General features: G+C 65.4%; 13 protein-coding genes and 1 pseudogene. 7 read left to right on the forward strand and 7 right to left on the reverse strand.

The features are described 5' to 3' along the window. Together AC2W7L_RS17640 and glsA are read right to left on the reverse strand one after the other, a co-directional pair. Positions 1–909: MFS transporter (locus AC2W7L_RS17640; RefSeq protein ID WP_486005494.1), on the reverse strand; the 909-nt coding region annotated here is incomplete at its 3' end. Continuing rightward, positions 909–1,925: a glutaminase A gene (gene glsA, locus AC2W7L_RS17645; RefSeq protein ID WP_486005495.1), complete on the reverse strand. Its 1,017-nt coding sequence runs from the start codon at positions 1,923–1,925 to the stop codon at positions 909–911. The genes glsA and AC2W7L_RS17640, both read right to left, overlap by 1 nt. A 330-nt stretch (positions 1,926–2,255) precedes the next feature. On the opposite strand from glsA, the gene AC2W7L_RS17650 reads away from it, so the two are divergent. From AC2W7L_RS17650 to AC2W7L_RS17660, 3 genes and pseudogenes are all read left to right on the forward strand, one after another. Continuing rightward, positions 2,256–2,552 (forward strand): hypothetical protein, encoded by a 297-nt coding sequence (locus tag AC2W7L_RS17650; protein WP_486005496.1) that lies wholly within the window; start codon positions 2,256–2,258, stop codon positions 2,550–2,552. 119 nt (positions 2,553–2,671) lie between these two features. Continuing rightward, positions 2,672–4,311: pseudogene (gene pgm / locus AC2W7L_RS17655) on the forward strand (phosphoglucomutase (alpha-D-glucose-1,6-bisphosphate-dependent)). 541 nt (positions 4,312–4,852) lie between these two features. After that, complete coding sequence (locus AC2W7L_RS17660; RefSeq protein ID WP_486005497.1) at positions 4,853–5,323, forward strand: hypothetical protein; 471 nt, start codon at positions 4,853–4,855, stop codon at positions 5,321–5,323. A 203-nt stretch (positions 5,324–5,526) separates the two neighbouring features. Here the strand turns inward: AC2W7L_RS17660 and AC2W7L_RS17665 are convergent, their stop codons facing one another. Beyond that, positions 5,527–6,570 carry an LCP family protein gene (locus AC2W7L_RS17665; RefSeq protein WP_486005498.1) on the reverse strand — a complete coding sequence of 348 codons (1,044 nt, stop codon included), beginning with the start codon at positions 6,568–6,570 and terminating at the stop codon, positions 5,527–5,529. Positions 6,571–6,761: 191 nt separating this feature from the next. Between AC2W7L_RS17665 and AC2W7L_RS17670 the strand changes: the two genes are divergently transcribed. From AC2W7L_RS17670 to AC2W7L_RS17680, 3 genes are all read left to right on the forward strand, one after another. Next, positions 6,762–8,003: an MFS transporter gene (locus tag AC2W7L_RS17670; RefSeq protein ID WP_486005499.1), complete on the forward strand. Its 1,242-nt coding sequence runs from the start codon at positions 6,762–6,764 to the stop codon at positions 8,001–8,003. A 348-nt stretch (positions 8,004–8,351) separates the two neighbouring features. Next, the gene (locus tag AC2W7L_RS17675; protein WP_025776737.1) at positions 8,352–8,564 is read left to right on the forward strand and encodes a helix-turn-helix transcriptional regulator; all 213 of its coding nucleotides are present in this window, start codon (positions 8,352–8,354) and stop codon (positions 8,562–8,564) included. Continuing rightward, positions 8,561–9,136, forward strand: coding sequence for a hypothetical protein (locus AC2W7L_RS17680; RefSeq protein WP_486005500.1), 576 nt, complete (start codon positions 8,561–8,563; stop codon positions 9,134–9,136). The genes AC2W7L_RS17675 and AC2W7L_RS17680 overlap by 4 nt, the downstream gene beginning before the upstream one ends. Positions 9,137–9,386: 250 nt before the next feature. Here AC2W7L_RS17680 and dld read toward each other — a convergent pair whose 3' ends face one another. Further along, the gene (gene dld / locus AC2W7L_RS17685; RefSeq protein ID WP_486005501.1) at positions 9,387–11,093 is read right to left on the reverse strand and encodes a D-lactate dehydrogenase; all 1,707 of its coding nucleotides are present in this window, start codon (positions 11,091–11,093) and stop codon (positions 9,387–9,389) included. 168 nt (positions 11,094–11,261) lie between these two features. Then, a complete protein-coding gene (locus AC2W7L_RS17690) occupies positions 11,262–11,732 on the reverse strand; it encodes a MarR family winged helix-turn-helix transcriptional regulator (protein WP_486005502.1) in 471 nt (156 codons plus the stop codon). Between the two features lie 30 nt (positions 11,733–11,762). On the opposite strand from AC2W7L_RS17690, the gene AC2W7L_RS17695 reads away from it, so the two are divergent. Continuing rightward, the gene (locus AC2W7L_RS17695; protein ID WP_486005503.1) at positions 11,763–12,845 is read left to right on the forward strand and encodes a GNAT family N-acetyltransferase; all 1,083 of its coding nucleotides are present in this window, start codon (positions 11,763–11,765) and stop codon (positions 12,843–12,845) included. Positions 12,846–12,896: 51 nt separating this feature from the next. Here AC2W7L_RS17695 and AC2W7L_RS17700 read toward each other — a convergent pair whose 3' ends face one another. Both AC2W7L_RS17700 and AC2W7L_RS17705 read right to left on the reverse strand, forming a co-directional pair. Continuing rightward, complete coding sequence (locus AC2W7L_RS17700) at positions 12,897–14,267, reverse strand: MFS transporter (RefSeq protein WP_486005504.1); 1,371 nt, start codon at positions 14,265–14,267, stop codon at positions 12,897–12,899. Between the two features lie 8 nt (positions 14,268–14,275). Next, positions 14,276–14,947, reverse strand: a complete 672-nt coding sequence (locus tag AC2W7L_RS17705) for a GntR family transcriptional regulator (RefSeq protein ID WP_486005505.1) — start codon at positions 14,945–14,947, stop codon at positions 14,276–14,278. Between the last annotated feature and the right edge of the window lie 97 nt (positions 14,948–15,044).

The following is a 15,044-nucleotide window of genomic DNA, read 5'->3' on the forward strand; positions in this document are numbered from 1 at the left end:
CCGCCGCCTCCATGGCGACGATGACGAACATCGCATAGACCGCCGCGCGCTCACTCGCGGCGCGAGCACGCTGATGTCGACGAGAGGCACCTTGCCCGCCGCCTTCCGGCGCTTCGTCCAGATGAAGAACAGCTGCCCGAGGACCACGCCGACGACGATGAACACCGGCGCCGGTGACAGCCCGGCGATCGAGAACGGTGCCCCATCCTCGGCGCGGATGATCCCCCACCCATTGAGGTTGTTGAACCCCAACGTCAGCAGCACGACCGCAGCACCGATGAGCGCCGAGGCGACGAGGTCGATCCGAATCGACCCATCACCATTGTCCGACTTCAGCGTGAACGTCAGCGCGAAGACGATGACGGCCAGACCCAGCGTGATGAAGAAGATCGGCCTCCACCCGACGAACGTGCCCAAGGTGCCGCCGATGAGGAAGGCGCTCATCCCGGAGAAGGCGCGTGCCGAGCCGAGCGAGCCGACGGCCGCAGCCTGCTGCGCACCCCGGTAGTTCTCCGCGATGAGAGCGACGAGGGCGGGCACGATGATCGCGGCCGCCGCACCCGCGAGAAGCTGACCGGCGATGACCCAGGTCACCGTGCGGGAGAAGATCATGAGCAGCGAGGAGGCCGCGAAGACGACGAGGACGACGCGGAAGATGAGCACCCACCCGATCCGCTGACCCAGCTTCGCGCCCGTCATCACGAGCGCGGCCACCGCGAGGCCGTAGACGACGATCGTCGACGAGGCGACCGTGGGCGGCACGCCGAAGTCGTCGACCATTCCGCCGAGCGAGATCGGCAGTGCGGCGACGTTGAACGACATGAGGACCTGGGCGAGGAAGAGCCCGATCATCGGCGCCCACGACCGGCGCTCCTCGGCGAGGTCGTTCGATGCGGTTTCGGCACTCATCATTGTCCTTTCCGTCGGCGGTCGACAGCAGCGTTCGATGCGAAGAGGTTCATGCCCAGGACCCGGGAGATGTGGAAGCACGCGCGCTGACCGCGCACGCTGTTGCCCGCTGAGTCCAACCTCGGTGAAAAGGTACCCAGCGCACCCTTTCCCGGGGCGATGGCGACGATGCCGCCGGAGACCCCGGATTTGGCGGGCAGCCCGATCTCGAAGAGCCATTCGCCGCTGTTCTCATACATTCCGCACGAGGCGAGCAGCGCGAGCGTGTCACGGGCCACCTCGGCGGAGACGACCTGCCGGCCGGTCAGCGGATTGATCCCACCGTCGGCGAGGGTGGCGCCCATCACCGCGAGGTCGTGCGCGGTGACCAGCAGCGAGCACTGCCGGGTGTAGATGTCGACGGTGTCGAGCGGATCTGTGATGATCCGCCCATAGCTTTCGAGCAGCCGGGCCAGGGCCTTGTTGCGCTGATTCGTCTGCATCTCCGATTCGTACACCCGACCGTCGAGGCGAAGCGGCCGCCCGGCGAAACGGGAGAGCCCGGAGCGGATGTTCTCCCATTTCTCCGCCGAGGTGGCCCCGGGCATGAGCGCGGTCGTGGCGATGGCGCCGGCGTTGACCATCGAGTTCAACGGTTTGCCGTCGTTGAGTTCGATCGCCATGACGGAGTTGAAGGCGAGCCCGGTGTTGTTGACGCCGACGCGTTCGTGGACGAGTTCGGAGCTGCGGGCCTGACAGACCAGTGCGAAGACGAAGGCCTTGGAGATGGATTGGATGGAGAACTCGATGTCGACGTCTCCGGCCTCGTGCACGGTCCCGGCCGATTCGATGAGGCTGAGTCCGAACCATCGGGGATCCGCCTCGGCGAGGATCGGAATGTAGTCAGCGACCTCACCGTCGTCGAGCCCCCGATAACGCGTGTGGATGTCGGCCAAGGTCGAATCGATGAAACGGTCGGAGGGCAGGCCGCCGGTGGAGGCTCGCTGTCTGACCGATTTCTCGTCGGGTCCGATCATCACTGATCCTCGTCCCAGTCGTGCGGGTTGGCGTGGGCCAGGCCGCTGGGTGCCTGTCCGCGGAGTGATTTCACTCTATCTCAGGGATTTCCTGTTGCACAGGCCTCTGACCAGTGATGATCGCCGAGATTGTCCGTCGGCAGTCTTAGCGCTCTGCTTCCGTGACGAGCCGGTGGGTTGCACTACGGATGAGCCGCGAAGATGGGCCCCCTTGCTCCGTTTCCACGATGGGTCTACCGTCGAGACCACGGATCACTCCCGCACCTCTTGTGATCCTCAATCCTCCGTCGAACGGCGTGAGCGTGTTCAACTCCGAAGGGAGCAGAAGTCATGAGTGACGAGAAGAAGAACCTGCCGGAGAACGCAGCAGAACAGCAGACCGAAGACGAGCAGGAGATCGAGAGCTCGACCGTCGGAGTCGGCCCCGATACGGATGCCGAAGGCAGTTCCCAGACTCCTGAAGACAGGCTCGAGCGCATCGCCGCCGAGCACGATGTTCCGATCGATCGGGACCCTGAGGAAGCCCAGGCCAAAGCCGAAGGGTCCTCCACCCCCGACAAGGACCGAGATATCAGCGGTGGAGACACGAAGGAAGAGTCCGACGACTCCGTGGAGCCGCCGGACTGAGTCTGCGGCAGCGCGGGCTCGGTCATGGAAATCCGATCCGTCATGCCTGCAGAGTCCACGATGCAAGAACTCCGTGGACACAACTGTGACAGGTGGCCCGGATTTGGCAAGGTAGAAGAATGACAACACGCGCCGGCCAGTTGGCCCAGGACAAGGATCTCGTCGACGTCCCTGCCCTTCTCGATTCGTATCACGACTTGGTTCCGGACCCTTCGGTGCCTTCGCAAGCAGTGAGCTTCGGGACCTCAGGCCACCGCGGTTCGAGCTTCAACCGTTCCTTCAACGAGGCGCACATCGCGGCCATCACCGCGGCCATCGTCGACTTCCGCCGAGACAAAGGAATTCGCGGACCGATCTTCCTCGGCCGTGACACTCACGCACTGAGTGAGCCCGCATTCCTCACCGTCCTCGAGGTGCTCGCCGCCGCCGAGGTGCCCGCGCTCATCGACGAACGTGACGGCTTCACCCCGACCCCTGCCGTCTCCCACGCGATCCTCGGCTTCAACGCCGGGAAGTCACGCGATGAGGCGCAGGCCGACGGCATCATCGTCACTCCCAGCCACAATCCGCCCGCCGATGGCGGCATCAAGTACAACCCACCGCACGGCGGACCCGCCGGCACCGAGACGACGACCTGGATCGCCGAACGCGCGAACCGGTATCTGGCCGAGGGGTGGGAGAAGATCCCGCGCACCCCTTTCCAGCGGGCATTCCACCTGGAGAACACCGAGAACTTCGACTACGTCTCGAACTACGTCGACGACCTCGAGTCGGTCATCGACCTCGATGTCATCCGCTCCTCCGGGCTGAAGATCGGCGCCGACCCGCTCGGCGGAGCCAGCGTCGACTATTGGGCGGCGATCGCCGAGGACTACGACCTCAACCTCGACGTCGTCCACCCGGACGTCGACCCCACTTGGTCATTCATGACCCTGGACTGGGACGAGAACATCCGCATGGACTGCTCCTCCCCCTATGCGATGGCCGGCCTCATCGCCTCACGCAATGACTTCGACATCGCCACAGGCAACGACGCCGATGCCGACCGCCATGGCATCGTCACCCCCGATGCGGGCCTGATGAACCCCAACCACTATCTGGCCGCGGCATCGACTATCTGCTCGACTCCCGCACCAACTGGCCGACCGGCGCCGGGATCGGCAAGACCCTGGTCACCTCGTCGATCGTCGACCGCATCGTCGCGGCCCACAATCGCACCCTCTTCGAAGTTCCCGTCGGCTTCAAATGGTTCGTCCCCGGCCTGCTCGACTCGACTCTGGCCTTCGGAGGCGAGGAATCGGCCGGCGCATCGTTCCTGCGTCGGGACGGCAAGGTGTGGTCGACGGACAAGGACGGCATCATCCTCGCCCTCATCGCGGCCGAGATGACTGCGAAGACCGGACAGACTCCCTCGCAGCGTTATGCGGGACTGGCCGCGAATCACGGCACCAGCTCCTACGCCCGCCAGGATGCCCCGGCGACACGCACACAGAAAGAACGACTGGGGTCACTCGATGCCTCGCAGGTGGGCGCGACGACCGTCGGCGGTGAACCTGTGAAGGCGGTGCTCACCTCGGCGCCGGGCAATAATGCGCCCATCGGCGGACTCAAGGTCACCACGGACAATGCATGGTTCGCCGTGCGGCCGTCGGGCACGGAAGACGTCTACAAGATCTACGCCGAGTCCCTGCGCGACGAGGACCACCTGCGCCAGGTCCAGCACGACGCCCGAACTCTCGTCGACGGGGTGCTGGAGTAAGGACCGCGCGTTGCTGCGGAAGTCCGCTCAGGCGGCGAGTCCCGCAGCGTCGCCTCTCAACGCCTGCTTCCGCGGCCTCGAAGTGTGAGCGTAGGGATCTGATTCGCTGCGCCCACACTTCGAACACGCGGATGCGGGCGCGCGACCTCGGGTGGGCGGGCGCGGGTCACGATCGCGTATCGCTGCTCAAGCAGAACTGTTGCACTAACGCGCGCCACCAGCCGGATGGCCGCGGCGGCCACCACCGAGCCGGGCCTGCGAGCTGCGCCGGCCGCGGTGCCCACATAGAGCCCTGACCACACGGTTCATCTGCAAGCCGTCTTGTCTTCACCGGTCGCGCACTCCCCATGTAACAACGACCGCCGCACAGCTGTAATGTTCCTGTGTTCCGGCCGTAATCGGCTCCAAGTCGGCTTTCAGTCTCTGTTGCCGCGGCCTCATATTCGATCGCAATACTGTTCTGCGTCAGATGACATGCCGCCCCGAAATGACCTCCCGGTCAACTCGCAGAGGCGGCGGAACAGCAGAAGGGATCGACACAATGACGTCCACCATTCGCAACCGCGCAGCAGCCATCGGAATCGCCGCCGTCGCCGGACTCGCCGGCCTCGGGCTCGCAGCAGGACCGGCCATGGCCGCCGACTCGTCTCTCGCCGACTCATCCAGCCAGTCCACTGAATCAGACGTCGGCACGCAGTCCGTGTACTACCCGACCGATCCGGTCACCTACGCCGACGAGCTCGTCCGAGCCTGGGGACAAGGCGATTCCGACCGAGTGGAGGCATTCTCTTCATCCCAGGTCGCCGAGAAGCTCAAGGCCCACAGCGACGACGAAGCCACCCACTGGACCCGCGTCGGCGCAGAGGGCGCCGCCGGCACAACCTACGTCGACTACGAGAACACCGTCACCGGCGAGAAGATGTGGCTTGGGATGCCCACCGAGGCCGTCGTCGATCCCGACGACGAGTGGGGCACTCCCAACGCGGTGCACAAGGTCAACTTCGAGGATTGAAACTCCGGCCCTCGAGCCGCAGATACATCGAGCCGCAGATGCACCGAGCCCCGCACCAGGATTCCTGGTGCGGGGCTCGGTGCATGACTCAGCGACGCTGGGCGTCCGCGGCTGCGGCTGCGGTCGGCCGCCTCGGCGAGGGAAGCCCGGGTGTGGGCCGCCTCGGCGAGGGACGGCCGGGAATGAGCCGCCTCGGCGAGGTTCTACAGGTGGGCCTCCGGGGCGTTCTGCACGTAGTCGTCCACGGTGTCGTTCTTGAACGCGTCGCGGACCTTCTTCAGCTCATCCTCATCGACGTTGACGATCGACTGACCGTCGGGTGAGGTGCCGACGCCGGCGACGGGAGCGGTGAAGAACTCGATGTCGCCGGGGCGGACGTCGCGCATGTTGAACGCGGTCGAGGAGATGTACTTCGCATCCAGGCCCGAGTCGACGTACATGTACGGCGCGAAGTTCTTGACCATGTCCTGGATCTTCTTCGGGTTCGACAGAGTATCGGCCGAGATCATCTCGTTCGTCAGCCCGCGGATGAACGCCTGTTGGTTACGTGCACGCTGGAAGTCGCCGTCCTGGAACTGCTTGCGCTCACGCACGAAGGTCAGCGCCTGGTCACCGTTGAGGACGTTCTCGCCCTTGGTGAACGAGTAGCCGTCCTTCTCGAACGCCTGCTCGGAGTTCACGGTCACCCCGCCGAGGCTGTCGGTCAGTGCCTTGAATCCCTCGAAGTCGATGATCGCCACGTGATCCAGTTCGGTGCCGATGAAGTCCGAGACCGTCGACACGGCCAGCGGCAGACCGCCGTAGGACAGCGCCGCGTTGATCTTCGACTTTCCGTGGCCCTCGATGTCGACGTACGTGTCGCGCGGGATCGACATGATCTGGACGTTGCCGCCGTCCTCGGGCAGGTGCATGACCATGATCGTGTCCGAACGCAGGCCGCGCGAATCATTGACATCGACATCGCTCATCGACTCGTCCGAGCCGAGCAGCAGGATGTTCGTGCCGTCGCCTTCCTTGCCGCCGGCGCTGTCCTTGCCGAAGACCTGTTCATCGCTGAGCTGGTTCGCGTTCTTGTCGAACGACCGGCCGACGCTCCAGACGTAGAGCCCGATGCCGAGCACGCCGAGGATGACGATGATCAGCAGTGCGACGAGCACCTTGCGCCAGACGCGCTTCTTCTTGCGCGGGCGCTGCTGTTCCTCGTTCTGGTGGTCGAAGAGATCGTCGAAGGTGGTGTTGTCCGTCATCGGCACTCCGGGGTCATGTCGGTGCGGCACTCACGCCGACGGGAAGGAAAATGCAATCTCGGCAATTATATAGCTTTTGTTACAAACCCCAGGACACATCGGCAGCATTCCCTCCCCGAGGTGAGGGGACTCACCAGTAATAGCGCAGGGTTCGTCTGGTTGTCGTTCAGAGCGCTCGGTAGACTTCTCTGGTGTTCAATAACTATCGGGAAATTCTGTCGCTTCCCGGTGCTCTCAAGTTCTCCTTGGCCGGTCTCGTCGCCCGGATGCCCATCGCGGTGCTGGGGCTGGGAATCGTCCTCTTCATCCAGGGCGTGACCGGGTCGTACGGCATGGCGGGCATCGTCTCCGCCGTCTACATGATCGTCCAGGCACTTGCCGGCCCCGGGATCGCTCGCCTCGTCGACCGCCTCGGCCAGGCGAAGGTCATGGTGCCCATCGTCATCACCCACCTCATCGCGTTGGCCCTGCTCATCGTCTCCGTGTACGAGGAATGGTGGACGGGATTAGTCTTCGTCTTCGCTGGCATCGGCGGCGCCACCGTCGGCTCCGTCGGTTCGCTCGTGCGTTCGCGCTGGTCCCATATCGTCGACACCCCGAAGAAGCTGCAGACCGCGTTCTCATGGGAATCGGTCGCCGATGAGCTGATGTTCGTCTCCGGGCCCGTGCTGGCCACGGTGCTCGCCACAGCCGTGTGGCCGCCTGCGGGAATCATCCTCTCCATGATCACCGTCGGCGTGGGATCGCTGCTGCTCTACATCCAGAAGTCGACCGAACCCCCACCTGTGGAGCGGACCACCGAGGCGAAGGGCCACGTGTTCTCGAACCCGGGCATCTTCGCGATCATCATCGTCAACATCTTCCTCGGCGTGAACTTCGGCGCCATCGACGTCATCGCCGTCGCCTTCGCCGACGAACTCGGTGTGAAGTCGACCGCCGGTGTGCTGCTGTCGTGCCTGGCGCTGGGATCACTGGTCTCCGGCGCGCTGTACGGGGCCCGGAACTGGCAGGCAGCCGTCCATCACCGCTTCGGCGTGGCCGTGTCCGCCCTAGCCGTGGGTGCGTGCCTGATGCTGCTGGCGAACTCGATGGTCACCTACGGCATCATCCTCGTCGTCGTCGGATCGGCGATCGCACCGAGCCTCATCGGCGCGAACTCCGTCATCGAGCAGCTCGCTCCCCCACGCCGCCTCACCGAGGCGTTCGCCTGGCTGGGCACCTCGCTGGGCTTCGGCGTCGCCTTCGGTTCGGCCGTCGCCGGCAACATCATCGACGCCTTCGATGCGAAGACCGCGATGCTGCTGCCCGCCGGCTGCGCTGTGCTGGGAGCGATCATCGCGCTGTCGCTGCTCAAGCTTTTGAACCCCAAGCGTTCGAGCCATGAAGCGCGTGTGGAGAAGGACCGTCGGCGCGAAAAGGTGGTCGAGTCGTAGGGAGTGCCTGCTGCCGGCGCGTACGCCGTCTCCGGCGGTCGCCTCGGCGAGCATCCGTCACCGTTAGTAGCACACCCTCGCGGTAGCCTCTCTTCGCACCGCCGGCTGGCCATCCACCACCCATAGCGAGAAAACACCCCGTTGCGGCGGGGTGTTTTCGCGTTTGCGAGGGGTTGCACGCGGAGGACGCGACGTTGCACCCACCCAGCCCGGCCGCGGTGGCCCGATCGCGAGCCCACGGATCGCGGAACCGCAGGGCCGCCTCGACAATGTAAAAGATCATTGACATCTTTATGTCAAACATGCTTTACTTTTAGATGTAAAGAGAAGTTGACATCAAGGAACGGTATGGAAGTTCAGACCTCGGACCTCAAACAGGTTCGCAAGGCTGCGGGGCTGACGCAGGCACAGTTAGCCCAGCTCACCGGGGTGTCGCGGCAGACGATCATCGCGACCGAGCGCGGCGACTACGCCCCCAGCGTGTATCTGGCACTGCGCATCGCCCGGGCCTTGAACACGACAGTCGAAGAGATCTTCTCGCTCCAGGAGGAATCCCCATGAACAACGTCAGTGACAGAAAGAATCGACCCAACGCCTTTGCCGATCGAATCGCCGGCTTCGACGACCCCTCGATGGGCGATGAACGCGAACGGGACATCATCCTGCGGGCCTATACGTTCGGTGCCGTGGTCTCCACCTACGTGTTCTTCGCGCTTGCGCTCGTCTTCGCCGTACTCGGCGCGGGAATGTGGAGTGTACTCATCGTTTTCGGCTCCATGGTGACCAGCATCGCCGTCTCCGCTTACTGCCAACGTGAGAATGTGGACTTCTCCATGGCGATGGCTCGTGTCTCGCCGAGGCGGCTGATCGTCGGCAATATCGTCGGCGCCCTGTTCGCCATCGCCTGGGTCGGTGCAATCGTCTTTCAACTGAGCAACGGCTACCCGCTCATCGACGCGGGAATGGGCAATCGGACGATGCCCGGTGCCCCCTCCAGCACCTACTCCATCGTGATCGGCGCAGCGTTCGGCTTCATCATCGCGCTGACCCTCATGACGATCTCCCGGGTGCGCAAGATCAAACAGGCCCGCGCCGAGGCGGCCGCCGCAGCCTACATCGAGGACGAGGACTGATTTCGCCGCGTCAGAGGTCGCCAGGTCGGCTGCGGGTACCAGCCTGAAACCGACGAGATCACTCACCGGCAGCGCGTCAGCTCACCGTGAGTCGCGCATCCATCACTGTTAGCAGCATTTCACCCCGTTGCAGTGGGGTGAAATGCTGCTAACGGTGTGGGGTGTTGCGTACGGCCCGGGTCGCTGCGGACTGCGGGATGAGTGATCGACGCTCCGCTGTGCTGCGATGCCCCACCCGGAGGTTCCAGGCTCAGGCCCAGTCCTTCTTCGCCGATGTCTCGCCGACTCCGGCGTTGAAGACGTTGTGCGGGTCGAGTTCTTTGAAGTGCGCTTCCATCTTCGGCGGCACGGGGTAGAGCCTGCCGTAGTTGTGCTCGGCAGGCACGGCCGCACCCCGGGCCTCGAGCAGCTCGGTCATCTGCTTCTTCAGCGCCACCGGGTCGACGCCCTTCTTCGCCACGTGGTCCTGGTGGAGGACGTGGCAGAAGAAGTGCCCGTAGTAGGAGCTGATGTGCAGCTGGTCGGCGATCTCGTCGGGCAGCACCTCGAGCCAGTCCTCATCGTCGCGGCGCAGCGCCACGTCGAAGGTGATCATGTCCGAGGAGTCCTCACGGTTGAGGTTGAAGTACCGGGTCGCAGCACTCGCGGCACCGAAACGATGCAGCATCGCGGACTGAGCTTCATCGGCGCTGCACACGAAATAGTCACCTTGGTGGGCCGCCTCGGCGAAGAAGTCGTCAAGGAACGCACCCATCCGGTTCTCCTCCTCGGCACTGACGACGAGGAGCAGATGATGCTCGAAGCGGTCGCGGTACTCGAGCATCCGCTTAGGCAGCTGCTGCGGGAGCAGACCGAACGCGTTCTGCGCGATCGTGTCGGCGACGGTCTCGCCGAAGAACGGCAGCTTTGCGAACACGCCGTTGGCCCAGTTCTTCAGCGCGAACAGCCTGATCTGCTCGCGGCTGCCGGCGTGCTTGATCGAGACGAATGTGTCCTTGCCGTACTTCTCGGCGAGGTCGAACGAGGGTCGGCCCATGTATTCGCCCGAGATCGGCAGCGGCATGTCCGAAGTGAGGATCACCCGTCGCAGCTCTTCGAGCTCGGCCGGAGAATTCGTGCCGACGTAGAACGTGGTCGCTCCTTCTTCCTTCGGGAAGGTGCGGGTGCGCACGGCGAAGACCATGAGCTTCCCGGCCGAACCGGACGCCTCGTACAGGTAGTCGGAGTTCGCGTTGAACCGGGCCGGGGAGTCGACGATCCTGCGGACCTGTTCCCCGTACTCGGTCTCCATCGTGTCCTCGGGCGGGTCGGTGACATCGGTGGGATCCCACTCACCGCGCTGGAGTCTGTCGAGGATGTGGGCGGGGTCGTCTCCGAGCTCCACGCCGAGGTGGTTGACGAGTTCGAGTCGCCCCTCCTCGTTGACGCGGGCGAAGATCGCGTGCTTCGTGAACGCCGGGCCCTTGCGGATCTGGGAGCCGCCGGAGTTATTCGCGATGCCGCCGATGACGGAGGCTCCGATCGAGGTCGAACCGATGACCGAATGCGGTTCGCGGTCGTGCGGGGCGAGTTTCTCGTCGAGTTCGTACAGGGTCGATCCGGCCAGGCAGATCGCTTCCCGGGCGTCGTTGATGAGGTGGATCTGGTTGATCCGCAGGGTCGAGATGATGACGATCTCGCGGTCATAGTCCTGGTCGCCGGGCCCGGATCCGCCGGTCAGGCCGGTGTTCGCCGACTGTGGGATGACGATGAGGTCGTGATCGACGCAGACCTGCAGGGCCCGCCACATATCGACGAGGCTGGCCGGTTTGAGCACCGCGAGCACGTTCCCGCCGCCGAAGCGGTTGCCCTTGGCATAGGGTGCCGTCGCCCACGCCGAGGTGAGGACGTGGCGAGCACCCATGATGTGGGTGAAGGCCTCGACTGCCTGTGATGTGCGCTTCTGCTGTCCGAGCATGATTCCCTCAGTTCCCTCACACTTCGCCGATGAGCGGTCACCTGTCATCCTAGGCCACGCCGCCCACTCCTCCCCACCCCTCCGATCCGCACCCCAATTGCTACCTGAGGGCCTCCCAGCAACCTGGCGCGGGGTTGCTGGGAGGCCGTCAGGTAGCAATTGGGGGTTTCAGGGGGCGCCGGCGTCCTCCACCTTCTCAGCGATCCGGATCAGGTCGGCGAGGTCCCGCTCGTCGAGGCGATCCGCGAAATGGCGGCGCACCGATTCCAGGTGCACCGCGGTGCTCTCGCGCAGGGCATCCCGTCCCGCCGTCGCAAGAACGAGGAGGCAGCCCCGCCCGTCCGCCGGGTCGGGTGCGCGGCTGATCAGACCTCGCGCTTCCATCCGAGAGGCGTGCCGCGACAGTCGGCTCCTCGACCACCCCATCTTCGCCGCCTGCTCATGCAAGGTGCTCGTGACTTCGGTGCGTTCGACCAGTGTGCTCAGCACCTCGTAGTCCGGTTCCGACAGCCCGGTCTCGGCGAGATCGCGTGCCGTGCGGGCCTTCATGAAGACCGCCATGCGTCTGAAGGCGCGCCAGGCCAGCTCCTCGTCGGTGCTCAGCCACGGAGCGGCGGAACCAGGATTTTTCGTTGACATGTAAACATAATACCACGTACTCTCATTTACATGTCACCGAATAGACCGACGCTCCTCGTCATCACCTGCAGCACCCGCCCCAACGCCCTCGGACCGATGGTCGCCGATTGGTTCACAAGCACCACCTCGGCGGCGGCTCGTCACCTCGGGGTCGAACTCCGGCAGGTATCGCTGCAGGACGTCGACCTGCCGTTTCTCGACGAGGAGGACCACCCCTCCTCGGGGAGATACGTCCACGAGCACACGAAACGGTGGAGTTCGCTCGTGGCCTCCGCCGACGGATACATCGTCGTCACCCCCGAGTACAACCACGGCATGCCTGCCTCACTGAAGAACGCACTCGACTTCCTCAGCAGCGAATGGGCGTGGAAGCCGATGGGCTTCGTCAGCTACGGCAATACCTCGGCGGGGACCCGATCCGTCCACCATGCCAAGCAGATCATCACCACGCTCCGACTTGTGCCGCTGAGCGCCACGATCGCGTTGCATATCAGGGACGCAGTCCAGGGCGATCGCCTCGCTTCCGACCCACGAATGGACAGCACGGCCGAGATGATGATCGGCGAGGCGGCTCGGCTCTCCCGTGCTCTTGCGCCGATGCGCGAGGCACTTCTTCCCGCCGCGGCGGCGGGTCCGCTGCCCGGCAGCGTCATCCGGTCCCTGGATATCGGCGATGCCGCGGACATCGTCGTGCTGCAGCGCTGCTGCTGGGTCGACGAGGCCGTGGCCAATTCCGCCCTCGACCTGCCCCCGCTGCACGAAGACACCGAGGCGGTCCGCGAATGGCTGGGCGAATGGTCAGTCACCGGACTGAAACTCGACGGCCGCCTCATCGGAATGGTCCGCACCAAGACCGAGGGCACCACCGGCCACATCGGTCGCCTCGCCGTCGCTCCCGACGAACGCGGATCAGGAGTCGGCCGATGGTTGCTGCGCCACGCCGAGGCGGCTCTGAGTCCGGACTGCGACCGCATCGAGCTGAGCACAGGAGCGGCGAGCACACACAACATCTCCCTCTATCGCAGCGAAGGATACGTCGTCAGCGAGAAGACCCCCACGGAGGGGACCGTGCACCTGGTCAAGGAGCTCATCAGCGACGACGACGCCGCCTGAGGTGGGACGCCGGCGGACACTGCCCGGCGGTCGGTGCACGACCGATCGGGCTCAGGCCCGGGGCCGCGAACCCGACCGACGCGACCCGAGCGCCACGACCCCGAGGCAGGCAAGGCAGATCACGGCCACACCGCCCAGGGACACAGCGTAGGGCATGACCGGCAGCAAGGCGGCGAGCACCGTCGGCAGCAGGAAACCGGAGTAGGCCAGCGAGTAGTACACGCCGGTGATCCCGGCAAGGTCGTCGGATTCGGCGATGGCTTGGACGATGACGAGTCCGGCCACCACGCACACGCCGTAGGCGATGCCGAGCACGACGGCCACGACGAGGGCCAGGATCGGGTTCGCCGCGAGCGCGGCCACCACCGCGAGCGCCATGCCTGACGTCATGAGCACGAGTCCGACGACGAGCGCCCGTCCGCCGGTGACGCGGTTGATCTGCGGTACGCAGTTCTGGACGAGCGCTCCGGCGCCGAGGGTGACGACGGTGAGCACGGTGGCGTAGAGGGTCGTCCACTCCCCCAGCTCATCCTGGACCAGTGCGGGCATGACGGCGTAGGCGATGCCTGCCGCACCGAACACCCAGGGGGCTGCGGGGATGATGAGTCGCAGGAAGGTGCGATGGGCCACGAGGGGGACGCGCAGTCCCCGCCACCAATGTTCGGTGCTGCGGTGCGCAGGCGACAGGGATTCCGGAGCGGTGCAGACAATGGCCAACGCGACGAGGTTGAGCAGTCCGTGCACCGCATAGGGCGCCACCTCGGGGAGGGGCGCCCACTGGGCAAGGCACCCGGTGACCGCGGCACCGACGGCGAACCCCAGGGTCAGAGTCAGCGCGGGACGGCGCGCACCGGCCGTGATATCGGCCCGGTCATCGAACGGCGGGGCCGAGAGTTCCTTGATCCAGCTGGTGCCCACGGACATCCCCACGCCGACGCCGATGCCGGCGAGCACACGGCCGAGGCACAGGAGCCAGAAGAGGTCGAAGCCAAATCCGAGACCGACGCTGCCGGCGATCGCGGCGAGTGACCCGGCGATGAGCACGGGTTTGCGTCCATGCCGATCCGACAGCGCCGAGGCGACCAACAGTCCCGGAATGAGCCCGCCCACGTACATGCCCAGCAGCAGGTTCGCCTGCCAGATGGCGTAGCCGCCGTCCTCCTCATACATGTGCACGAGCGGAGTGAAGTGGTTGCCGCCCCACGCGAGCAGGAACATCGCCGGGGCCACCATCAGCCACGCCCGCCGTGGCCGTTCCGGCCCACGATCGGGATCCACCTCGCCGAGGTGGGACCGGGCAGGGTTCGGAACCTGCGTTTCGACGTCGGTGACGGGGACCGCCTCGGTGCGGGTATTCCTGTTCCCGGTGGGGACTGCCTCGGCGGCGGTGCCGTTCGTGGGGGTCGAGGGGTAAGCGGTCATGGTCCTCCTCAGCGGGACTGCGGGAAGTGGGAGCCTTCGATGTGGGCGCGGACGAGGCGGGCGAAGCCTTCTGCGTCGCCCGCCTCGGCGCGGTCGGTGAGAGTTTCGTGCTCGGTCAGGAGCGTGTCGAGGGTGTGCGGCGCGTCGATGGCGACCTGGAAGGTCAGGCGGGCCAGGCGCGGGCCCATGGTGGTGAGCATCTCGGTGACGATGGCGTTGTCGCCGCTGCGGATCAGGCGGGCGTGGAAGGCGTAGTCGGCGCTGGCGAAGCCGAGCGGATCGCCCGCGTCAAGGGCCTCCCTCTGCTCGCCGAGCAGGGTGCGCAGATCGGCGGCCAGAGCGGTGAGGTTGCCGCTGTCGGACAGTGTCTCGACGGCGTCGATCTCGAACATCGAGCGCACGGCGAGCAGGTCGCGGCGCTCCTTGCCCGTCACGGTGGTCACGAGCGCGCCCTTCTTGGGGACGAGGCGGACGAGGCGCCAGCGTTCGAGCTGGAGCATCGCCTCCCGGGCGGGGGTGCGACTGGCGTTGTGCGCGGCGGCGAGGTCGGACTCGATCAGGAGGTCGCCGGGTTCGTGTCGGCCTTCGATGATCTCCCGGGCGGTCGCCGCGGCCATCCGAACGGCGATCGGAGCGGAGTCGTCGATGCGCTGCCAGGGCAGTGTCAGCAAATCATTCACGGACCCACGATAACAGATGCATACATTGATGCATGCATCATGTCTGGCTCAGACATACCTGACGGCGGCCCAGCAACCTCGCGCGAGGTTGCTGGGC

Source organism: Brevibacterium sp. LAARM3_SD1, from assembly GCF_057364765.1.